Source organism: Streptomyces sp. NPDC046308, assembly GCF_055588065.1.
The window spans coordinates 1,337,943-1,358,181 of the sequence record NZ_JBVJFB010000001.1; the positions used below are offsets into that span (position 1 = coordinate 1,337,943).

Annotated in this window: 18 protein-coding genes, 1 pseudogene and 1 riboswitch; of the genes and pseudogenes, 14 read left to right on the forward strand and 5 right to left on the reverse strand. The window is 73.4% G+C overall.

The window, feature by feature from the left end; genetic code table 11:
• Positions 1-136: 136 nt before the first annotated feature.
• Entirely contained in the window at positions 137-1,960 is a 1,824-nt protein-coding gene (locus tag ACZ6JT_RS05875) for an AMP-dependent synthetase/ligase (protein WP_469207556.1), read from the forward strand.
• A gap of 15 nt (positions 1,961-1,975) precedes the next feature.
• Here ACZ6JT_RS05875 and ACZ6JT_RS05880 read toward each other — a convergent pair whose 3' ends face one another.
• Positions 1,976-2,599 (reverse strand): HdeD family acid-resistance protein, encoded by a 624-nt coding sequence (locus ACZ6JT_RS05880; RefSeq protein WP_469207559.1) that lies wholly within the window; start codon positions 2,597-2,599, stop codon positions 1,976-1,978.
• Between the two features lie 340 nt (positions 2,600-2,939).
• On the opposite strand from ACZ6JT_RS05880, the gene ACZ6JT_RS05885 reads away from it, so the two are divergent.
• The 6 genes and pseudogenes from ACZ6JT_RS05885 (at position 2,940) to ACZ6JT_RS05910 (ending at position 9,149) form a co-directional block, all read left to right on the forward strand.
• The gene (locus ACZ6JT_RS05885) at positions 2,940-4,208 is read left to right on the forward strand and encodes an ABC transporter substrate-binding protein (protein ID WP_469207560.1); all 1,269 of its coding nucleotides are present in this window, start codon (positions 2,940-2,942) and stop codon (positions 4,206-4,208) included.
• A 9-nt stretch (positions 4,209-4,217) separates the two neighbouring features.
• On the forward strand, positions 4,218-6,974 hold the full coding sequence (locus ACZ6JT_RS05890; protein ID WP_469207562.1) for an ABC transporter permease subunit: 2,757 nt from the start codon (positions 4,218-4,220) through the stop codon (positions 6,972-6,974).
• Between the two features lie 8 nt (positions 6,975-6,982).
• A pseudogene (locus ACZ6JT_RS05895) lies at positions 6,983-7,504 on the forward strand (ATP-binding cassette domain-containing protein); the annotation flags it as partial.
• Positions 7,505-7,624: 120 nt separating this feature from the next.
• Positions 7,625-7,741 (forward strand): ABC transporter ATP-binding protein C-terminal domain-containing protein, encoded by a 117-nt coding sequence (locus ACZ6JT_RS05900; protein ID WP_469208224.1) that lies wholly within the window; start codon positions 7,625-7,627, stop codon positions 7,739-7,741.
• A gap of 162 nt (positions 7,742-7,903) precedes the next feature.
• On the forward strand, positions 7,904-8,710 hold the full coding sequence (locus ACZ6JT_RS05905) for an aldo/keto reductase (RefSeq protein ID WP_469208226.1): 807 nt from the start codon (positions 7,904-7,906) through the stop codon (positions 8,708-8,710).
• Positions 8,711-8,723: 13 nt separating this feature from the next.
• A complete protein-coding gene (locus ACZ6JT_RS05910; RefSeq protein ID WP_030720657.1) occupies positions 8,724-9,149 on the forward strand; it encodes an RICIN domain-containing protein in 426 nt (141 codons plus the stop codon).
• A gap of 109 nt (positions 9,150-9,258) precedes the next feature.
• On the opposite strand, the gene ACZ6JT_RS05915 is transcribed toward ACZ6JT_RS05910, so the two are convergent.
• Together ACZ6JT_RS05915 and ACZ6JT_RS05920 are read right to left on the reverse strand one after the other, a co-directional pair.
• Positions 9,259-10,023 carry a class I SAM-dependent methyltransferase gene (locus ACZ6JT_RS05915; protein WP_469207565.1) on the reverse strand — a complete coding sequence of 255 codons (765 nt, stop codon included), beginning with the start codon at positions 10,021-10,023 and terminating at the stop codon, positions 9,259-9,261.
• Positions 10,023-10,328 (reverse strand): 4a-hydroxytetrahydrobiopterin dehydratase, encoded by a 306-nt coding sequence (locus ACZ6JT_RS05920; RefSeq protein WP_030720662.1) that lies wholly within the window; start codon positions 10,326-10,328, stop codon positions 10,023-10,025. The genes ACZ6JT_RS05915 and ACZ6JT_RS05920 overlap by 1 nt, the downstream gene beginning before the upstream one ends.
• Before the next feature lie 176 nt (positions 10,329-10,504).
• On the opposite strand from ACZ6JT_RS05920, the gene ACZ6JT_RS05925 reads away from it, so the two are divergent.
• The gene (locus ACZ6JT_RS05925) at positions 10,505-12,307 is read left to right on the forward strand and encodes a hydroxysqualene dehydroxylase (protein ID WP_469207568.1); all 1,803 of its coding nucleotides are present in this window, start codon (positions 10,505-10,507) and stop codon (positions 12,305-12,307) included.
• Positions 12,308-12,355: 48 nt separating this feature from the next.
• Positions 12,356-13,171, forward strand: coding sequence for a helix-turn-helix domain-containing protein (locus ACZ6JT_RS05930; protein WP_469207570.1), 816 nt, complete (start codon positions 12,356-12,358; stop codon positions 13,169-13,171).
• Here ACZ6JT_RS05930 and ACZ6JT_RS05935 read toward each other — a convergent pair.
• Positions 13,157-13,573: a hypothetical protein gene (locus ACZ6JT_RS05935; RefSeq protein WP_469207572.1), complete on the reverse strand. Its 417-nt coding sequence runs from the start codon at positions 13,571-13,573 to the stop codon at positions 13,157-13,159. The two genes, ACZ6JT_RS05930 and ACZ6JT_RS05935, sit on opposite strands and share 15 nt — an antisense overlap.
• Positions 13,574-13,830: 257 nt before the next feature.
• Between ACZ6JT_RS05935 and ACZ6JT_RS05940 the strand changes: the two genes are divergently transcribed.
• From ACZ6JT_RS05940 to ACZ6JT_RS05955, 4 genes are all read left to right on the forward strand, one after another.
• Complete coding sequence (locus ACZ6JT_RS05940) at positions 13,831-14,832, forward strand: hypothetical protein (protein ID WP_469207574.1); 1,002 nt, start codon at positions 13,831-13,833, stop codon at positions 14,830-14,832.
• Positions 14,829-15,404, forward strand: a complete 576-nt coding sequence (locus ACZ6JT_RS05945) for a toxin-antitoxin system, toxin component (protein WP_469207576.1) — start codon at positions 14,829-14,831, stop codon at positions 15,402-15,404. The genes ACZ6JT_RS05940 and ACZ6JT_RS05945 overlap by 4 nt, the downstream gene beginning before the upstream one ends.
• Positions 15,405-15,490: 86 nt before the next feature.
• Positions 15,491-16,924 (forward strand): NAD(P)/FAD-dependent oxidoreductase, encoded by a 1,434-nt coding sequence (locus tag ACZ6JT_RS05950; protein WP_469207578.1) that lies wholly within the window; start codon positions 15,491-15,493, stop codon positions 16,922-16,924.
• Entirely contained in the window at positions 16,921-18,147 is a 1,227-nt protein-coding gene (locus ACZ6JT_RS05955; protein WP_469207581.1) for an MAB_1171c family putative transporter, read from the forward strand. Before ACZ6JT_RS05950 ends, ACZ6JT_RS05955 begins: the two co-directional genes overlap by 4 nt.
• Positions 18,148-18,235: 88 nt before the next feature.
• On the opposite strand, the gene ACZ6JT_RS05960 is transcribed toward ACZ6JT_RS05955, so the two are convergent.
• Positions 18,236-19,081 carry a bifunctional 5,10-methylenetetrahydrofolate dehydrogenase/5,10-methenyltetrahydrofolate cyclohydrolase gene (locus ACZ6JT_RS05960; RefSeq protein ID WP_326593492.1) on the reverse strand — a complete coding sequence of 282 codons (846 nt, stop codon included), beginning with the start codon at positions 19,079-19,081 and terminating at the stop codon, positions 18,236-18,238.
• A gap of 154 nt (positions 19,082-19,235) precedes the next feature.
• Positions 19,236-19,311, reverse strand: a riboswitch (ZMP/ZTP riboswitch).
• 57 nt (positions 19,312-19,368) lie between these two features.
• On the opposite strand from ACZ6JT_RS05960, the gene ACZ6JT_RS05965 reads away from it, so the two are divergent.
• Positions 19,369-20,130: a methyltransferase domain-containing protein gene (locus ACZ6JT_RS05965; protein WP_469207583.1), complete on the forward strand. Its 762-nt coding sequence runs from the start codon at positions 19,369-19,371 to the stop codon at positions 20,128-20,130.
• Positions 20,131-20,239 lie beyond the last annotated feature (109 nt).

Below are 20,239 nucleotides of genomic sequence, written 5' to 3' on the forward strand. Positions count from 1 at the left end.
GGACCCTCGGAACGTCGCACGTCAGAGGCATGGGACGGAGGGTCACTGGGGAGGTCTTGTGGAGGTATCCGATTGCTGATCAACGCCCCTTGACCGTGAGGTACGTTCACCGCGGCGCGCGGAGAGGAGCGGGGTTTTGCGCGAGATCACCGTCCCACCGGTCGTCACGGGCGCGCCCGTCGGCGGCCTGGCCGACGTCGTCTTCCGGCACGCCCACGAGGATCCGGACCGGGTGGTGCTCGGCCGCAAGACCGACGGTGTCTGGCGGGACGTCACCTCCGGGGAGCTGGCCGCCGAGGTGCTGGCGCTCGCCAAGGGACTGCTGGCCCAGGGCGTGCGCTTCGGGGACCGGGTCGCCGTCATGTCCCGTACCCGGTACGAGTGGACCCTCTTCGACTTCGCCCTGTGGGCGATCGGCGCCCAGCCCGTCCCCGTCTATCCGACGTCCTCCGCCGATCAGGTGCACTGGATCCTGTACGACACCGACTGCACGGCCTGCGTGGTCGAGGACGAGGACCAGGCCATGACCGTGGGCTCGGTCATCGACCGGCTCCCCCACCTGCAACGGCTGTGGCAGCTCGACGCCGGGGCGGTGCAGGACCTCGTCGCGGACGGCAGCCGGGTCGCCGAGGACGTCGTGCACCGCCATCGCCGCGCCGTGACGCCCGACGCGACGGCGACCGTCATCTACACCTCCGGCACCACCGGCCGCCCCAAGGGGTGCGTGCTGACGCACGCCAACTTCATGTACGAGGCGGACACCCTGGTGACCCGCTGGGAGTCGGTGTTCCAGGGCAGGCAGGGCGAGCAGCCGTCGACCCTGCTCTTCCTGCCGCTGGCGCACGTCTTCGGGCGGATGGTGGAGGTGGCCGCCGTCCGGGCGCGGGTCAAACTCGGCCACCAGCCCGTGCTGGCGGCGGCCGAGCTGCTGCCCGACCTGGCCGCCTTCCGGCCGACCTTCGTGCTCGGGGTCCCGTACGTCTTCGAGAAGGTCTTCGCCGCCGCGCGCCGCAAGGCGGAGGCGGAGGGGCGTTCGGGCCCCTTCGACCGGGCGGTGGAGACGGCCGTGCGGTACGCGCAGGCGCGCGAGCGGAAGGCGTTCGGCATCGGGCCGGGGCCCTCGGCCGGGCTGCGGATGGAGCACCAGCTCTTCGAGAAGCTCGTCTACGGGAAGGTCCGCGAGGCGATGGGCGGCCGGGTGCGGCACGCCATGTCCGGCGGGTCGGCGATGTCGCGCCGCCTCGGGCTGTTCTTCGACGGCGCGGGGATCACGGTGTACGAGGGATACGGGCTGACCGAGTCGTGCGCGGCGGCCACCGCGAACCCGCCGGGCGCGACGAAGTACGGCACGGTGGGCCGGCCGATCCCGGGCAGCGCGGTGCACATCGCGGACGACGGGGAGGTGTGGCTCCAGGGCAGCCACATATTCGCCGGGTACCTCAACGACCCGCGCGCCACGGAGGCGGTGCTGCGCGGCGGCTGGCTGGCGACCGGGGACCTGGGGCGGCTGGACGAGGACGGCTACCTCACGATCACCGGCCGCAAGAAGGACATCCTGGTGACCTCCAACGGCAAGAGCGTCGCGCCGGCCGCGCTGGAGGAGCGGGTCCGCTCGCATCCGCTGGTGTCGCAGTGCGTGCTGGTGGGCAACGACCGGCCGTACATAGCGGCCCTGCTCACCCTGGACATGGACGGGATCGCGCACTGGCTGTCGATGCGCGGCCGGCCGCAGCTGCCGGCCGCCGACCTGGTGAACGACCCCGAGCTGGCGGCGGAGGTCCGCCGGGCGGTGGTGGCCGCCAACACGCTGGTGTCGCAGGCGGAGGCGATCCGCACGTTCCGGGTGCTGGGCGAGCAGTTCACGGAGGAGCGGGGGCTGCTGACGCCCTCGCTGAAGCTGAAGCGCCGGGCGATCGAGAAGGCGTACGCCAAGGAGGTCGCGGCGCTCTACTCGTCGTGAGCGGGACGCCCGGCGTCACCCCGGAGGGGGCGTCGGCCTGGGCGTGACCCGGCGGGTGGCCGAGCGCAGCGCGAAGGCCATGACCACTTCGAACACGCCGAGCAGGACGAGCCACAGGCCCAGCAGCCGCGTCAGGGCGACCGCGGAGTCCACCGGGAAGCAGAGCACGACGATGCCGGCCACGACGCCGAGGGCGCCGAGGGCGAAGGTCAGGCCCCGGTGCACCAGTGCGCGGTCGGCGATGGCGACGTAGGCCGTGAGCACTCCGGTCATGAGCCAGAACACCCCGACGATCAGGGTCAGCGCGCCGATCGTCTGCATCGGATGCCGCAGCACCAGGACGCCGGCCAGGAACGCCAGCAGGGCGATCAGGACGCCGGCCAGTCTGCTGCCGCCCCCGTCACCGCTGTGGGAGAAGGCCGAGACGAAGCGGAAGCCGCCCGCCACCAGCAGCTGCAGCCCGATGATCACGGCCAGGATGTGCAGCGTCTCGTCGGGCCAGACGAGCACCAGGATGCCCGGAATCAGGGTCGCGAGGGCGAAGCCGAGGGCCCAGTGCCACGAGTTCCCGAGCTGCCCGAGGACGTCCTCGGGGTCGCTCTGCGCGTGCCGCGGCGCCGCGTCGGAGGGTACGGTCATCACGCCTCCAGGGACAGCCGGACGGCATGCGGGGGTGCCACGAGCCGCCGGACATGCTTTTTACCTTTCCGATCCACTTTAGACGGATATGACCTGGTTCGCCGCGCCGAAGGCGGGCCCGCCCGCCAGGGCCGGGGACCGGGGCGGAGCCCTCGCCGGCACCCGTGGGCCACGATCGCCCTTTCGTCGCGGTCGCCGCAGGTCCGACCCCTCCCCGACCGTCCTTCCACCGGCCCCACAGGGGAACTGACGACCCGTCATTTCTCTGTGCCACAAATATTGACGGTGCGTCAGCTCACGCACAGAATGCGGGGATTCCGACCGGAGGGGATCCCCCGACATGTTGCGACCGATCCGCACCCTGGCCGCCGCGGCGGCGGCCCTCGCGCTCGTCTCCGCCTGCAACTCCGCCTCCACGAACGGCACCGGCCCGGGCGGGCCCGGCGACGGCCCCGGCAACTCCCGCGGGGTCACCGCCGACTCGATCAAGGTCGGCGGCATCGTGTCGATGACCAGCGCCAGCGGCTACAGCAAGAAGGACACCGACCTCGGCGCCAAGGCCCGCTACATGCGGGCCAACGCCGAGGGAGGCGTCAACGGCCGCAAGATCGACTACCTGGGCGCGGAGGACGACGGCCAGGACCCGGCGAAGAACCTGGCGGCCGCCCGCAAGCTCGTCCAGCAGGACGAGGTCTTCGCCGTCTCCCCCATGAGCTCGGTGACCTTCTCCGGAGCCGACTTCCTGGAACAGGAGAAGGTCCCCACCTTCGGCTGGGGCACCCTGCCCTCCTTCTGCGGGTCCAAGTACATCTACGGGTTCAACGGCTGCCTGGTCCCCACCCCCGGCGGCACCCTGAACCAGACCTGGCCCGAGGGCATCGCCACGATCCTCGGCGGGGCACAGGGCAAGTCGGTCGCCGTCATCGCCAACGACAGCGACGCCGGGAAGTTCGGCATCCGGACCTTCCAGCAGGGCTTCACCAGCGCCGGGTTCACCGTCTCCTACGCCAAGGCCTCCGTACCGGCCACCGCCGTCCCGAGCGACTGGTCCGCGTACGTGAAGGAGCTCCTGGAGAGCAACGGCGGCAAGGCCCCGGACGCCGTGGTCTCCGTGATGCAGACCCCCAACAACATCGGGCTGTTCACCGCGCTCAAGCGCAGCGGGTACAAGGGGCTCCTGTCCGACCCGACCGACTACGACCCGGGCCTGCTCGCCAAGGACGCCACGAAGCAGGCACTGGACGGGGTGCACGTCCTGCTGCAGTTCCAGCCGTTCGAGTCGACGGACCCGCAGATGGCGCAGTTCAAGGCGGACATCAAGGCAGCCGCGGGCGGCCGGGATGTGCCGCTGAGCATGCACATGCTCACCGGGTACATGTCGGCCGACCTGTTCCTGTCCATCGCGCGGAAGGCGGGCAAGGACCTGACCGTCGAGTCCTTCCAGAGCGCGGCGCAGGGCTTCTCCGACACCGGCACCCTCGTCGGCGACCGGGCGGAGCCCAAGGGACAGAAGAACAGCTTCGGCTGCGGGGCGCTCGTACAGCTGAAGAACGGCGCGTACGAGGTCTCCGTCCCGTTCAAGTGCCACGAGCCCATCCCCTTCAAGTAGGGCTGCGGCATGGGAGATCTGCTCGTCTTCGTACTGAGCGGTCTGGTCTCCGGCGCCCTGTACGCACTGCTCGCCACCGGGCTGGTGCTGTCGTACTCGGCGTCCGGACTGTTCAACTTCGCGCACGGGGCCACCGCCTACCTGTGCGCGCTCACCTTCTACGAGCTGCACTCCGGGCTGGGCTGGCCGGCGGTCCCGGCGGCGCTGCTGGTGGTGTTCGTCCTGGCGCCCGGGCTCGGCTGGGGGCTGGACCGGCTGATGTTCCGGCGGCTCGCGCGGGTCGGTGAGACGGCCCAGATCGTGGCGACCATCGGTCTGCTGGTGGCGCTGCCGGCCGCCGGGCTGTGGGCGGTCGACCTGCTGGCGGGCGCGGGAGCGCCGGTGAAGCCGGCGGAGAACCAGTTCGGGCTGCCGGGGGTGGGACCGAGCCCCGCCCGGTCCTGGCAGCTCGCGGAGGGCGTCGGCATCGACTCCGACCAGCTGATCACCTGGGTGGTGACGGCCCTGGTGGCGGTGGCCCTGTGGGTGCTGATGCGGCACACGCGCCTCGGCCTGCGGCTGCGGGCCGCCGTCGACAACCGTTCACTGACCGAACTGCGCGGGATCAGCGCCGACCGGCTGTCGTCGGCGGCGTGGATGATCGCGTCGGGGCTGGCCGGGCTGGCGGGGGTGCTGGCGACGCCGCTGCTGGGGCTGTCGGCGCACGACTTCACGCTGTTCCTGTTCGTGTCGGCGACGGCGGCGGTCATCGGACGGTTCGCGTCCGTGCCGCTCGCCTTCGCGGGCGGGCTGGGGCTGGGGGTGCTGCAGAACCTGGTGGCCGGGTACGCGTCCTTCGCCGAGGGCATCACGGGCTTCCGTACGGCGGTGCCCTTCCTGATCCTGTTCGGCGGTCTGCTGGCGCTCACCCGCAGGGCCCGGACCGCGGGGGTCGCGGCCGCGGACGCGCCGCCCGTCGACCATCTGGCGGGGGCCTCGTGGGGGCGCCGGTGGGGGGTGTGGGCAGCGGGCGGCGCCCTGCTGTGCCTGGCGTTCTACACCGTGACCACACCCTTCTGGAGCGGGCTGCTCGCGCAGGGGCTGGCCATCGCGCTGGTGTTCATGTCCTTCACCGTGGTGACCGGGCTGGGGGCGATGGTGTCCCTGGCCCAGGGCACCTTCGTGACCGGGGCCGCGCTCGTCGCCGGGCTGCTCATGAGCCGCGGCTGGCCGTTCGTGGCCGCGCTGGCGGTGGGCACGTGCGTGGCGGCCCTGCTGGGGGCGCTGGTCGCACTGCCGGCGCTGCGGCTCGGGGGCAGGTCCCTGGCGCTGGCCACGCTGGCGCTGGCGTTCCTCGCCGACCAGGTCCTCTTCCAGCTGAGGTGGCTGCGGAACGGCGACTCCGGGTGGTCGGTCCCGCGGCCGGTGTTCGGGCCGGTGGACCTGTCCGACGACCGGGCGCTGGGAGTGGCCCTGGTGGTGCTGGTCGCGGTGGTCGCCGCGGGGCTGAGCGCGCTGCGGAACTCCCCGTCGGGGCGGGCGATGCTGGCCGTACGGTCCGCCCCGGCGGCGGCCGCGGCCTCGGGGGTGTCCGTGCTGCGGACGAAGCTGCTGCTGTTCACGCTGTCGGCGGGGCTGGCCGGGTTCGGGGGCGTGCTGTACGCCTCCTACAACACCCGCGTCACGGCGACCGACTTCACGGCCCTGACGGGGCTGGTGTGGCTGGCGGTCGTGGTGGCGGCGGGGGTACGGCGGCCGCAGTACGCGGTGGTGGCGGGGCTGGTGTTCGCCGTTGCCCCGCGGGTGCTGGCGGATCATGTGACGGCGTCGGCCCACCTCCCGGTGATCCTCTTCGGCTTGGCGGGGTTGGCCCTGGCCAACGATCCCGACGGGTACTGCGCGGCCGTGCCGGTACGGCTGGCGAAGCGGCGGGCCGCCGCTTCCCGGGGCTCCGCCTCGAACGCCGGCGAGGCCGAACTTTCAGCCCCTCCGGCGTTTGAGGAGCGGGGTCCGGGGCGGAGCCCCGGGGAACGGGCGAAGGGCGGGGTGGGGGAAAGCCCCGCAGGGCCGGCTCTGGAACTGCGGGGCGTCTTCGCCGGGTACGACGGGGGGATCGTGTTGCACGGGGTGGATCTCAGCGTCCGCAAGGGGGAGATCCTCGCCGTGCTCGGGCCCAACGGGGCCGGGAAGAGCACCGCGTGCCGGGTGGCCGCCGGGCAGCTGCCGGTCACGGGCGGCGCGGTGTTCGTACGCGGGCGGGACGCCACCCGGGACGGCCCCGTGCGGCGGTCGCGGGCCGGGGTGCTGCTCGCCCCCGAGGGCCGGGGGATCTTCCCCGCGCTCACCGTCGAGGAGAACCTGGCCCTGTACCTCACGGAGGCGGCGGCCCGGGCCGCCGTGTACGCGCGCTTCCCCCGGCTCGCGGAGCGCCGCGCCGTCCCCGCCGGGGCACTGTCCGGCGGGGAGCAGCAGCTGCTGGCCCTGGCGCCGCTGCTCCAGCGGCCGCCCGAGGTGCTGATCGCCGACGAGCCCTCGCTCGGGCTCGCCCCGCGCGTGGCGGACGAGGTGTACGCGCTGCTCACCGAGTTGCGCGACGCCGGGACGGCGCTGCTCCTGGTGGAGGAGAAGGCCGCCGGGATCCTCGGGATCGCCGACACCGTGGCCTACCTCTCCCAGGGCCGGGTCTCCTGGTGCGGTCCCCGGGCCGAGGTGGAGGCGGACCGGCTCACCGAGGCCTACCTGGGATTGGGGACGAGCGGGATCGGGACGAGCGGGGTGGGGTCGTGAGCGGCTACGTGCTGGAGGCCAGTGGGGTCAGCGTCCGCTTCGGCGGGGTCAAGGCGCTGACCGGGGTGGACCTCGGGATCCGGGCGGGCGAGGTGTGCGGGCTGATCGGGCCGAACGGGGCCGGGAAGACCACGCTCTTCGACGTCCTGTCCGGGATCCGCCGGCCCGACCAGGGGCGGATGCTGCTGGACGGGGTGGACATCACCCGGCGCTCCCCCGTCTGGCGGGCCCGGCACGGGATGCGCCGTACCTTCCAGCGCCGGCAGTTGTTCGGGCAGCTCAGCGTGGCCGACAACGTCCTGGTGGCGCAGGAGTGGCGGGGCGGCGGGGGCGGGCCGGCCGCCGATCTCCTGGCCCTCCCGGCCCGGCGGGCCCGGGAGCGGGCACGCCGGGTCCGCGGCGAGCGGGTGCTGGCCGACTGCGGGATCGGCGCGCTCGGGGCCTCGTACGCCGGCAGGCTGCCCGTCGGGCAGGCCCGGATGGTCGAACTGGCCCGGGCGGTGGCCGATCCGCCGCGGGTGCTGCTGCTGGACGAGCCGGCGTCCGGGATGTCGGCGTCCGAGCGCGAGCAGCTGGCCGGGGTCGTACGGCGGCTCGCGGCCGAGGAGGGCTGCGCGGTGCTGCTGGTCGAGCACGACGTGGCCTTCGTGATGGACCTCTGCGCGCGGGTGGTCGTACTGGACCTCGGGACGGTGCTGGCCGAGGGGACGGCGGCCGAGGTGCGGGCGGACCCGCTGGTCCGGGAGGCGTATCTGGGCGCCGCGTGAGGGCCGTCCGGGCGGCCTCGTGAGCGCTCCGCGGATGGCGGGAATAGGTCGTACGAGGGGCCGGTTGTCGCCCCTCGTACGACGCCGTACCGCCGCCGACCCGAGGAACGACCAAACGTGAACCAGCAGGTCCCCACCCTTCAGCTCAACAACGGCTCCCTCATGCCCCAACTCGGCTTCGGCGTCTGGCAGGTGCCCGACGAGGACGCGGAGCACGCCGTCGGGACCGCGCTGGAGGCCGGTTACCGCAGCATCGACACGGCCGCCGTCTACGGCAACGAGAAGGGCACCGGCAAGGCCGTCGCCGCGTCCGGGCTGCCGCGCGAGGAGCTGTTCGTCACCACCAAGCTGTGGAACGGCCGCAAGCAGCGGTGGGGCCGGGACGAGGTGCTGCGCGCCTTCGACGACTCGCTCGGCAAGCTGGGCCTGGACTTCGTCGACCTGTACCTGATCCACTGGCCGCGCCCGATGCGCGACGACTTCGTCTCCATCTGGAAGACCTTCGAGGAGATCGCGGCGAGCGGCCGCGCCAAGGCGGTCGGCGTGTCGAACTTCCGCCCCGAGGACCTTGAACGGCTCGCCGCCGAGAGCGCGCTGGTGCCGGCCGTGAACCAGGTCGAGCTGCACCCCCTCTTCCCGCAGGCCGAGCTGCGCGCCGTGCACGCCGCGCGCGGCATCGCCACCGAGGCCTGGTCCCCGCTCGGCCAGGGCAAGGAGCTGCTCACCCTTCCGGCGGTCACCGCGCTCGCCGACAAGTACGGGCGCAGCGCCGCCCAGGTGGTGCTGCGCTGGCACCTGCAGCACGGGAACATCGTGATCCCGAAGTCGGTGACCCCCGCGCGCATCCGGGAGAACCTGGACGTCTTCGGTTTCGAGCTGGAGGCCGCCGACGTGGCCGCGCTGGACGCCCTGGGCGCGGGCGCGGCGGGCCGCCGGATCGGGCCGGACCCGGCCGAATTCGACATCTGAGGGCGACGACGGGGTGAATCTTCCCGAAGGGCTCTACCGGATCCGCAACGTGGACAGCGGGCTGGTGCTCCAGCTGGAGGGCGCCTCCCGGGTGCGGGTCGGCCCGGACGGGCCGCCCGCGCCCGAGGCCGCCCGCCGGTGGCGGATCGCTCCGGTGCACGACGGCGGCGGGATCTTCCACGTGGTGAGCGAAGACAACGAGCGGCGCCTGGACGTCGCGAACGCGTCGACGGACAGCGGCGCCCGCGTGCAGGTGTGGCGGGCCAACGCGTTCGGCGCGCAGGAGTGGATCGTCGAGGAGCACCTCGACGATCCCGGGGTGGTATCCCTGATCGCCTGCATCAGCGGCCTGCCGCTGGAGACGGACGGGGCGGGCCGGGTTCGGCAGGGCGAGGACACCGACTCGCCGGCCCAGTGGTGGCGCCTGGAGCGGGTGTAGCGCGCGGCGCCCGGAGCCGGTGTGGCGCCCGGAGCCGGTGGCGCGCGGCGGGGGGGGGGGGGGGGGGGGGGGGGGGGGGGAAACCCCCCCCCCCCCCCCCCCGCGCCCCTCAGACGCGTAAGAAGCCGCGTACCCGGTACGTCGGCTCCGCGCGCGGGACGTCCTGGTCGGGCAGCAGCTCCAGCCGGGCCGCCAGCTCCTGCGCGGTGATGCCGCGCGGGGCGATGCGGGAGGCGTACCGGCCCGCGAGCAGGGCCTCGGCGGAGGCGCGCGGGCTGCGGCCCTGACCGTGGCCGGTGAAGAGGGCCTCGCCGGCCGGGAGCAGGCCCGCCCGGGCGGCGTAGGCCTCGACGTCCCCGGAGGCGTCGGCGGGGGTCGGGGACAGGTGCGCGGCGAACACGGCGTCGATGTCGCTGCCCACGTCGTGCGCGGAGTCCTTGTCCACGGTGGTGACGAAGACCCCGCCGGGCCGCAGGACCCGGCCGACCTCGGCGATCACCGCGGGCACCAGTCCCGGCTGCCGCAGCAGGTGCAGGAGCCACACCGCGCTCACCGCGTCCACCGAGCCCGACCGCACCGGCAGCCGGGCCGCGTCGGCGAGGGCCACGGGGACGCCCCGCCGCAGGGCCATGGAGGCCATGGCGTGGGAGGCGTCCGCGCCCAGGACGCGCAGTCCGGGGCGGGTCAGCCGACGGGTGACGATGCCCGTGCCGCAGCCGAGGTCGAGGAGGGTTTCCGCGTCGGCCGGGAGCAGCCGCAGGACCGCGGCGGCCGCGGCCTCGGCCCGTGGGGCGCCGCCGCGGCTCGTGTCGTAGGCCGCGGCCTCGGCGTCGTAGTCCAGCAGGGGTCTCGCGGTCCGTATGTGCGTGGTCATCAGCTCGCGCCGTGGGCGGGGGCGAGGGCTTCGACGCGTTCGGCGAGCGCGAAGTCGGTCTCGGTGACGACCCCGCCCGCGTCGTGGCTGTTCACGGCGAGCCGTACGGTGTTGTAGCCGAGGGTCAGGTCCGAGTGGTGGTTCAACTCCTCCTGGACCGAGGCGATGTGGGCGACGAGGGCGCTCGCGGCGAAGTGCCCGCCCAGCCGGTAGGTGCGGATGATCCGGTCGTCCTCGAAGGCCCAGCCGGGCAGTTCCCGCAACCGGTCCTCGATCTCCTTCTGTGACAGCGGCTCACTCGGCATGCACCGGCTCCTTTTCCCCGTGACGTGTAGTCAAGGTTCCCACAGTGCACGCCGGGGCAACCCTTTCGCGCCATAGTGCGCTCGGGTGCTTCTGCGCCTTCCGCGCCCGTGGCGGCCCCCCATATGCTCCTGCGCCGGACATGACTGTTACCAGCGGTAACCAGGGGGCATTCGCCATGACCAGCACAGGGAGTTCCAGGCGTACGTTCATCGCGGGGGCGGGCGCGGGCGCCGTCGCCGGCGCCGGTGCGCTGTCGACCGGGATCGCGACCGCCCCGGCCGCGGCCGCCGCGCCCCCGGGAGCCCCGGCGGGGCCGGACGGCCGGCGCGTCGCCGTCCTGGGCGGCGGGGTGGCCGGTCTGACGGCGGCGCACGAACTCGCCGAGCGCGGCTACGCCGTCACCGTGTACGAGCGCCGGGCGCTCGGCGGCAAGGCGCGCAGCATGGACGTGCCCGGCAGCGCCCGCGGGGGCCGCCGGCCGCTGCCCGCCGAGCACGGCTTCCGCTTCATCCCCGGCATCTACCACAACCTGCCCGACACCATGCGGCGCATCCCCTTCCCCGGGAACGCGAACGGCGTGTGGGACAACCTCGTCGCACCGCGCGAGATGATGTTCGCCCGGGCGGCCGGCCGCGAGGACCTGCGCGCGCCGATCCCCTGGCCCGAGCACTCCCCCGCCGAGCTGACGCCCGAAGAGGTCCGCCGGGCCCTCACCGGCATCCTGCAGACACTGGTGCGGCTCCCCCTCCACGAGACGGCGTACTTCGTCGACCGCGTGCTCGTCTTCCTCACCAGCTGCGACGAACGGCGGAGCGAGGTCTGGGAGCGGACCCCGTGGTGGGACTTCGTGCGGGCCGCGCAGATGTCGTCCGAGTACCAGCGCATCCTCGCCGTCGGCATCACCCGCAACATCGTCGCGACCAAGGCCGAGGAGGCCTCCACCCGTACGGTCGGCACCCTCGGCGAGGCCTTCGTCTTCAACCTGCTGGGGCGCGGGGCGGACGGCCCGCCCGACCGGATCCTCAACCTGCCGACCAACGAGGCCTGGATCGACCCGTGGGAGGCCCATCTGCGCTCGCTCGGCGTGGAGTTCAGGATCGGGTGGACCGTACGGGAGGTGCAGTACGGGAACGGCCGGGTCAGCGGGGTGTCCGTCGAGGGCCCGGACGGCGCTCGGCAGACGGTCACGGCCGACCACTACGTGAGCGCGCTGCCCGTCGAGCACGCCCGCCGCACCTGGAGTGCCGGGCTGCGGGCGGCCGATCCGATGCTGGGACGCTGCGACAGGCTGGAGACCGACTGGATGACCGGCATCCAGTTCTACCTGACCGAGCGGGCACCGCTGGTGCACGGGCACCTCAACTGCATCGACTCGCCCTGGTCGTTGACGGCGATCCAGCAGGCCGAGCACTGGCCCGCGCGGAACTTCCCGGCCGACTACGGGGACGGCACGGCGGTCGACTGCCTCTCCGTGGACATCTCCGAGTGGGACAAGCCGGGGATCCTGTACGGGAAGACGGCCAAGCAGTGCACCCGCGAGGAGGTGGCCCGCGAGGTGTGGGCGCAGCTGAAGGCCTCCCTCAACGACACCGGGAGGACGCCGCTGAGCGACTCGAAGCTGCACTCCTGGTTCCTGGACCCGGGGGTGGACGGGCTCGGCACCCCGCACCCCACCAACCAGGACGAGCTGCTGATCCACCCGGTGGGCACCTTCCACAACCGGCCGAGCGCGGGGACCCGCGTCCCGAACTTCTTCCTCAGCGGGGACTACGTCGCGGTGGACATCGACCTGGCGACGATGGAGGGCGCGAACGCCTCGGCCCGCGCGGCCGTCAACTGCCTCCTGGACCGGGACGGTTCGCCGGCCGGGCGGTGCGCGGTGCGGCCGCTGTACCGGGCGCCGGAGATGGAGTCCGCCAGGCGCCACGACCTGTGGCGCCACCGCCTCGGCCTGCGCAACCTCTTCGACCTGGGCTGACGGGCAGGTCCCCCCGGGGCTCGGCTCGGCTCGGCTACCGTCGTCGGCATGACCACCACGACGCCCGCGGCCGCTCCGACGGTCGGCGCCCTGCTCCGCGCGTGGCGGGAGCGGCGCGGTATCAGCCAGCTGGAGCTGGCGGGCCGCGCCGACTCCTCGTCGCGGCACATCAGCTTCATCGAGACCGGCCGGTCCCGGCCGAGCGAGGAGATGGTGCTCAGGCTCGCCGACCGCCTCGACGTGCCGGTCCGGGAGCGCAACGCCCTGCTGCTGGCGGCGGGTTACGCCCCGCGCTACGCGCAGACCGCGCTGGACGACCCGTCGATGGAGACGCTGCGCGAGGGCATCCAGCAGCTGCTGACCGGGTACGAGCCCTACCCGGCGCTGGTCGTCGACGCCACCTACCACGTCGTCGCCGCCAACCGGGGCATCCTGATGCTGCTGGACGGGCTGCCCGAGCACCTGCTGGCCCCGCCGCTCAACGCCATGCGGATCACCCTGCACCCCGAGGGGCTGGCGCCCCGGATCCGCAACCTCAGGGAGTGGCGCGGACACCTCCTGGCCCAGATGGAACGGCAGATCGCGCTGGCCCGCTCCGAGCCGCTGGGCGCGCTGTACGAGGAGGTGTCCGCGTACCCCTTGACGCCGGCCGCGGAGCGCCCGGGGGACGGGGAACCGGCCGAGCCCGTCCCCTACATCGCGCTGCCGCTCGTCATCGAGCACGACGGCCACCTGCTGTCCTTCGTGTCGTCGATCGCGACCTTCAACACGCCGATGGACGTGACCGTCGCCGAGCTGGCCATCGAGACCATGCTCCCGGCCGACCCGGCGACGGCGAAGTACCTGCGCTCACTCGTGGACTGAGCGCAGGGCGAGCTGCTGGAGCAGGGCGAAGCCGGCGACGGTGAGGCCCTGCACCGCAATCCACACGGTCCCGGCGACGGTGGGCGTGAACCAGACGGCCAGGGAGACGAGACTCAGGGCCGCCCAGGCGTAGTTGGTCTCGATGACGGCCTTCACGGCGAGCGCCGGGGGCCGGCCGCGCGAGGCGAGCAGGCCGACGGCGGCCCCGTACGCCACGAGCAGCACGCCGAGTCCGAGCAACAGCCCCTGCCCGACGCCGAGCAGCCGTGCGAGCGGGGCGGAGAAGGCGACGTACGCGAGCCCGTTGCCGGTGGTGACGACGGAGTCGAGGGCGAGGAAGCGTCGCAGCATGACCTGCGGGACGCCGGTACGGGCGATGCTGCCGAGCAGGGTCGCGGACATGGGGAATCACCCTCCATAGAGGTGGAACGGTCAAGTGGGGAACGGTTTCCGGGGCCGAGTGCGCGGCCCCGGAATCCGATGGCCCCACTGTGCCGGGCGGCCCGGAGGGGGTCGATTACCTCCGAGGTCATGCCAACCCTTTTTGAGCCGTACGGCAGGAAACGTTGGGGTTCCCCTGGTTCGGGCCGGGGCGGGGGGCTAGGCTTCACGGAGCCCGATCCACTCGAACGCCTTGTCGACATATGGAGAATCCGCCGGTGCGAGCCGCCGTCCGTCCCGAGCTCGCCGCGATCCGGCGGCGCGTCGAGGCACTGTCGGAGCGGCGCGGACACGATCCGGCCGACGCGGTGGGCGTGGAACGGCTGAGTCACCTGTCCGGGGTCGAACCGGGGCGCATACCGCAGGTGCTGGCGGGCACGGCCGCCGAAGTGCCGCTGGAACAGCGCGTGCACCAGCGGTTCCTGCTGCTGCGCGCCACCCGACGGGACAAGCACGGCCGGGAGTGGCCGCTCGCCGCCATCGCCGACGACTTCGACGCGCCCGGGGCCTCCCTCGGGCCGCTCAACGCGGGTACCGGGCTGCCGCGGATGGGGCACGCGGCGGGCGTACAGCGGTTCTTCGGGGTCTACGCCGGCTTCCTCCTGGCCGACAGCAAGAGCGCCGTGGAACGGGCCCTCGCCCTCTCGGCCACCGCCACCGCCCCGGACGGCCGGGACGACCTCGCGCACCTCTCGTACCTGACCGGCATGACCCCGCAGGCCATCCGGCTCACTCTGGATGGCGAGCCGCCCCGGCTCCCCCTCAAGGAGCAGGTGCACCAGCGGTTCGAGCACCTGCGCCGGACCCGCGTGCGCGAGGACGGCCAGGCCCATTCGCTGGCGGCCATCGCCAGGTCCTTCGACGCGTCGGGGCAGTCGCTGACCCGCCTCGCACAGGGCGAGGGCCTGCCCAACCTCGCCGCGGCCGCCGGGATCCAGCGGTTCTACGGGGTCGAGGGCGGTTTCCTGCTGGCCGACGACACCGAGGCGCTCGCCACCGCGCTCGCGCTGATCGAGGCCGAACTGGAGTCCGCGAAGCGGGAGCGGGAGAACCCGATGCTGGCCGTGATGCGGGCGCACGACGTACGGAGCATCGTCACGCGGGCCGGCCGGCTCTCCCCGCGGGGCTGGAAGTCGCTCGCCGACCACCTGGACGACCTGCTCGCGCGGGAGGGCCGGCTCGGGCGCCCGGTGGAGCCCGACGGGGAGGGAGCGCCATGAGGACCACACGGGCGATGCGCAGGCTGGGCGGCGATCTGCTCGCCGGCGCGCGGCTGACGCCGCCGGCCTGCGCCGCCGAGATCATCGGCGCGCTGTGCACCGCGTACGGCCGGCGGCGCGGCGGCCGGAAGGTCGACTTCCGCTTCGCCTCCTTCCCGCCCGACACGGCCAGCGGGCTGTGGCTGGAGATGGACGCTCGCGACCTCCTCGTCATCGAGGAGCACACCCGCCCCGAGCACCAGCTCGTCATCGCCTGCCACGAGTTGTGGCACGTGGACGAGGGCACCTGCGACAGCCACGGGCTGGGCATGGCGGTGGCCGCCCGGCTGACGGGCACCGCGGACGGCGGGTCCGGCGGCCTCGCGGAGCTGCTCCGGTCGGACAGCGGTCTGGGCGCGGTGGTCCGGCAGGCCGCCGCCCGCGCCGACCGGGAGGATCCCGCGGAGATCAGGGCCGAGATCTTCGGCCTGTACCTCGGCAAACTCCTCAAGCCCTACCTGCCGCCTCCCCGGGAGGAACAGGTCCCCGAGGCGATCGAGCGCATCAAGACCTCGCTCGGCTGGGGGCGTTGAGTGTCACACCGGTGACCCGCGACCCGCCCCCGCCGCACCCCTTGCGCCGATGCCCTCAGCACGGCCCCGACAGAGAGCACGACACGATGACCCAGTCTTCCCCGCCCCGCCACGCCGTCGTCATCGGCGGCAGCATGGCCGGCCTGCTCGCGGCCGCCGTCCTGGCCGAGCACGCCACGGTCACGATCATCGACGCGGACACCCTCCCGGCTCGCCCGGCGCCGCGTCGCGGACTGCCGCAGGCCCGGCACGTCCACGTGATGTGGTCCGGCGGGGCGCGCGCGATCGAGGACATCCTGCCCGGCATCACCGAGGACTGGACGGCGGCGGGCGCGATCCGCCGCAGCCTGCCCACCGACCTGGTCACCAAGACCGCCGAGGGCTGGATCCCGCGCTACCCGGAGATGCAGTTCAACATCTCCTGCAGCCGCGACCTCCTCGACTCGGTCGTCCGGGCCCGGGTGACCGCCCTGGACGGGGTCTCCACCCTCCAGCGCAGCCGCGTCCGCGGCCTGGAGGGCACCGCGGCCCGCGTCACCGGTGTCCGCGTCGACACACCGGAGGAAGAGGACAGACTCGTGGCCGCCGACCTCGTGGTCGACGCGAGCGGCCGCGGCTCCCGCGCCCGCACCTGGCTGCAGGAGCTCGGCGTGAGCGGCATCCGGCAGGCGGAGGTCGACTCCGGCCTGGTCTACGCGACCCGGATCTTCGAGGCGCCCGCCGGAGCCCACGAGTCCGGCTTCCCCATAGTGAACGTCCAGTCCGACCCCCGCGTGCCCGTACCGGGCCAGACGGCCACCATCGTGCCCATCGAGAACGGCCAGTGGCAGGCGACGCTGTCCGGCACCCGCGGCGGCCAGCCCACCGGTGATCCCGACGCTTTCATCCCGTTCGCCAAGGGGATCCGGGACCCGATCGTCGGCGAGCTCCTGGAAGGCCGCAAGCCCCTCACGGACGTGGCCGTCACCAAGGGCACCGCCAACCGCCGGATCTTCTTCGAGAAGGTCGAGCTGCCCGACGGTTTCTTCGCCGTCGGCGACTCGGTCGCCACCTTCAACCCGCTCTACGGGCAGGGCATGACCGTCGCCGCCCAGGGGCTGCTCGCCGTACGGTCCCTGCTGCGGGCCAAGGGGCTCGCCCACCCCGGCTTCGGGCGCGAGGCGCAGCGCGCGATCGCCCCGCAGGTGGCCACCGCCTGGGACCTGGCCACCTCGCAGGACATCCTCTACCCGGGCGCCACCGGCATGAAGCCGCGGACCGGCGCCGGACTGCTCAACGGGTACGTCAGCCGGCTGATGACGGGGGCCACCACCCGGGAGGCGCTCACCGCGGCCTTCCTCCAGGTCATCACCATGAGCACCGCGCCCACCCACTGGCTCCGGCCTTCGGTGGTCTGGAACGTCCTGCGCGCCTCCGACCGCGGCGCGCTGAAGGCGCCGCCGCTCACCGCCGCCGAACGGAGCGTCGCCGGCCTCGACCAGCGGGCCGATCCGGTCGATCCCGTCGGCCGGGCCCGGTGAAGAGCGGCCTGATCCTCTACGTGCCGGGGGCGCTGCTGATCCTGATCCTGCTGGTCAAGGCGCCCACCCTGCACAGGAGGTGGGACCAGCCCCCGATGCGGGCCGTCTGCGCGCTGCTGGTCATGGGATGCCTGGTGCTGTTCCTGGCGGCGCCGCCGACGATCGCGGCGGTCAACCGCTTCACCGGCGTGGCCAACTTCTCGGCCCCGCTGGTCTTCGGCCTGATCACCGCGTTCTCCGGGTCGTGCGTGGTGCTGGTCCTGCAGTGGGGCGGCGGCCCGCCGGCCGTGGTGCGCCGGGCCACCCGGCTGACGGTGGCCGTGTACGGCGGGGTCGCCGTGGCGATCATCGTCCTCTTCGCGATCGGCGAGGCACCGGTGGAACGCCTGCGGGACCTGGACACGTACTACGCCGACACCCCGTGGATCCGGGAGATGATCGTCTGCTACCTGCTGGCGCACACGGTCGGCAGCTCGGCGCTGACCGTGCTCACGGGGCGGTGGCTGCGCCGCACCCACCCGTCCCTGCGACCGCTGCGGACCGGGCTGGCCCTGATCATGACCGGCGGGCTGCTGGACCTCGGCTACCTCGTCGCCAAGTGGACCGCGCTGGGTGCCCGCTGGAGCGGCCGCGACTGGGACGGCCTGTCCACGGACGCGGCGCCGCCGCTGGCCGCGGGGGCGGCCCTGATGGTGGCGACGGGCTTCATCGTGCCGCTGGTCGGCGGGTCGGCGACCTGGCGGGACTTCAGCGAGTACCGCGGGCTGCACCCCCTGTGGAAGGCCCTGCGGGGCTTCGCCGCGTCCAGCGTGCGGACGGTTCCGCTCACGTGGTGGTCACCGGTCGGGATCCGGCTGATCCACCGCGAGTCGGTCATCGACGACGGGATCCTGGCCCTCACCCGCTGGTTCGACCCGCGCGTGCGCCGGGCGGCGTACGAGGCCGCGCGCGAGCAGGGCATGAGCGAGGACCGGGCCGAGGCCGTCGCGGACGCCGCCATGCTCGCCGCCGCGTGCGGCCGCAGGACCGCCGCCACCGCCACCGACGCGGACCCCGGCCCGCACACCGCCACCTCGGCCGAGGCCGAGGCCGGCGACTGCTCCGTACCGCTGCGGGACCGCGAGCCGCCACGGCTGTCCGGCCGGCCCCTGACCGCCCTGGCCCGCGAGTTCCGCGGCTCCCCCATCGTCGCCGCCGCCCGGGCCGCCGCCGTACGCGGCTAGGGGGTGGAACCCGGGGAAACGCAGGGGCCGGGGAAAGGGAACGCCCCGGGCCCGAAGGCCCGGGGCGTCCGGCGTACGCGCGGCGCGGTCAGAGCTCCGCGAGGTCCAGCCCGGCCTGCGCGGCGGCCGCCTGGACGGTCTGCTCCAGCAGGACGGCGATGGTCATCGGGCCGACACCGCCGGGCACCGGGGTGATCAGCGAGGCGCGCGCGGCGGCGGACTCAAAGTGGACGTCGCCGACGTTGCCCTCGTTGTACCCGGCGTCCAGGACCACCGCGCCCGGCTTGATGTCCTCGCCCCGGATGAACTCGGCCTTGCCCACGGCGGCGACCAGGACGTCCGCCTGGCGCACGATCGAGGGCAGGTCCACGGTGCGGGAGTGGCAGTAGGTGACGGTGGCGTTCTGCTCCAGCAGCAGCATCCCGGCCGGCTTGCCCAGGATGGCGCTGCGCCCGACGACGACGGCGTGCTTGCCGGTCAGGTCCACGTCGTAGGCGGCGAGCAGGCGCATGATGCCGCCGGGAGTGCAGGAGACGAAGCCCGGCAGCCCGAAGCCCATGGCGGCGAAGGAGTGCATGGTGACCCCGTCGACGTCCTTGCCCGGTGCGATGGCCTCGAAGGCGGCGCGCTCGTCGATGTGGTGCGGGACGGGGTGCTGGAGCAGGATGCCGCTGATCTCGGGGTCCTCGGAGAGCGCGGTGAGGGTGGCCACCAGCTCCTCGGTGGTGGTCGCGGCCGGCAGCTCGACGTGGCGGGAGGTGATCCCGGCCTTGGCGCAGCGGTTCTGCTTCATGCGTACGTACGTGACGGACGCGGGGTCCTCGCCGACCAGCACGGTCGCGAGGCAGGGTGCGGTGCCGGTGCGCTCGGTGATCTTCGCCGCGTACGCGGCGGTCTGCTCCGAGATGCGGCGGGCGAGGGCGGTGCCGTCCATCAGGCGGGCGGTGCCGGTCGCGGCCTGGGCCGACGGGGCAGTCTGGGCAGTCGTCACGGGGTCTCCTGAACGTCGCTGCGGATCGCGGTTCGCCCAGGCGCGCGGCAGTCGACGTACCGGAGGTCCCGGGGAGGTCCCCGGGAGCGGATGTCCGGAGGTCCGCAGACCCGCGGGTACGCCGGGCCGCTCCCCGGTGGTGATCCACCCGAACGCCAGTCACGGCCCGCCGCCCACTGTAGTCGACATATCGGGTGGATGACCGGCGCCCGACCTGGGACGATCGATACATGACGCGCACTTTCGACCATCTTGTCGCCGAGGCCGAGTCCGTCTCCGTGGACGGCTGGGACTTCTCGTGGCTCGACGGCCGGGCGACCGAGCAGCGCCCCTCCTGGGGCTACCAGCGACTGCTGGCCGAGCGCCTGTCCCGGGTCCGCTCGGCGCTGGACGTCCAGACCGGCGGCGGCGAGGTCCTCGCCGGGTCCGGGCCGCTGCCCCCGCTGATGGCCGCCACCGAGTCCTGGCCGCCCAACGTCGAGAGGGCGACCCGGCTGCTGCACCCGCTGGGCGCGGTGGTGATCGCCGACTCGGACGAGCCCCCGCTGCCCTTCGGCGACGAGGCCTTCGAGCTGGTGGCCAGCCGGCACCCGGTGACCATCTGGTGGGAGGAGATCGCGCGGGTGCTGACGCCGGGCGGCACCTACCTCTCGCAGCAGGTCGGCCCGGCCAGCGTCTTCGAGCTCGTCGAGTACTTCCTCGGCCCGCAGCCGGAGGAGGTCCGGCGCGGCCGGCACCCCGACGACGCGGTCGCCGAGGCCACGAAGGCCGGCCTCGAAGTCGTCGATCTGCGCTCCGAACGTCTGCGGACGGAGTTCCACGACATCGGAGCCGTGATCTACTTTCTGAGGAAGGTGATCTGGATGGTGCCCGGCTTCACGGTCGGGCAGTACCGGGACCGGTTGCGCGAGCTGCACGAACAGATCGAACGCGAAGGTCCGTTCGTCGCGCACACCGCCCGCTTCCTCATCGAGGCCCGCAAAAAGGGCTGAAGGGAGGGTGGACGGATCCACGCCGAATTGGTTGCGTGGCCACAGCGTGGCGCAGGTCACTCAATTCAGCGCGTAACGAATCGACTCGGGCATGCGATGAACCGACAGG

Excerpts from the sequence above, each read along its gene's own strand:
- ACZ6JT_RS05915 (WP_469207565.1), bottom strand. The coding sequence starts at position 10,023 with ATGACCACGCACATACGGACCGCGAGACCCCTGCTGGACTACGACGCC.
- ACZ6JT_RS05920 (WP_030720662.1), bottom strand. The coding sequence starts at position 10,328 with ATGCCGAGTGAGCCGCTGTCACAGAAGGAGATCGAGGACCGGTTGCGG.
- ACZ6JT_RS05935 (WP_469207572.1), bottom strand. The coding sequence starts at position 13,573 with ATGTCCGCGACCCTGCTCGGCAGCATCGCCCGTACCGGCGTCCCGCAG.
- ACZ6JT_RS05885 (WP_469207560.1), top strand. The coding sequence starts at position 2,940 with ATGTTGCGACCGATCCGCACCCTGGCCGCCGCGGCGGCGGCCCTCGCG.
- ACZ6JT_RS05965 (WP_469207583.1), top strand. The coding sequence starts at position 19,369 with ATGACGCGCACTTTCGACCATCTTGTCGCCGAGGCCGAGTCCGTCTCC.
- ACZ6JT_RS05880 (WP_469207559.1), bottom strand. The coding sequence starts at position 2,599 with ATGACCGTACCCTCCGACGCGGCGCCGCGGCACGCGCAGAGCGACCCC.
- ACZ6JT_RS05900 (WP_469208224.1), top strand. The coding sequence starts at position 7,625 with ATGGACCTCTGCGCGCGGGTGGTCGTACTGGACCTCGGGACGGTGCTG.
- ACZ6JT_RS05925 (WP_469207568.1), top strand. The coding sequence starts at position 10,505 with ATGACCAGCACAGGGAGTTCCAGGCGTACGTTCATCGCGGGGGCGGGC.
- ACZ6JT_RS05945 (WP_469207576.1), top strand. The coding sequence starts at position 14,829 with ATGAGGACCACACGGGCGATGCGCAGGCTGGGCGGCGATCTGCTCGCC.
- ACZ6JT_RS05890 (WP_469207562.1), top strand. The coding sequence starts at position 4,218 with ATGGGAGATCTGCTCGTCTTCGTACTGAGCGGTCTGGTCTCCGGCGCC.
- ACZ6JT_RS05950 (WP_469207578.1), top strand. The coding sequence starts at position 15,491 with ATGACCCAGTCTTCCCCGCCCCGCCACGCCGTCGTCATCGGCGGCAGC.
- ACZ6JT_RS05905 (WP_469208226.1), top strand. The coding sequence starts at position 7,904 with ATGCCCCAACTCGGCTTCGGCGTCTGGCAGGTGCCCGACGAGGACGCG.
- ACZ6JT_RS05930 (WP_469207570.1), top strand. The coding sequence starts at position 12,356 with ATGACCACCACGACGCCCGCGGCCGCTCCGACGGTCGGCGCCCTGCTC.
- ACZ6JT_RS05960 (WP_326593492.1), bottom strand. The coding sequence starts at position 19,081 with ATGGACGGCACCGCCCTCGCCCGCCGCATCTCGGAGCAGACCGCCGCG.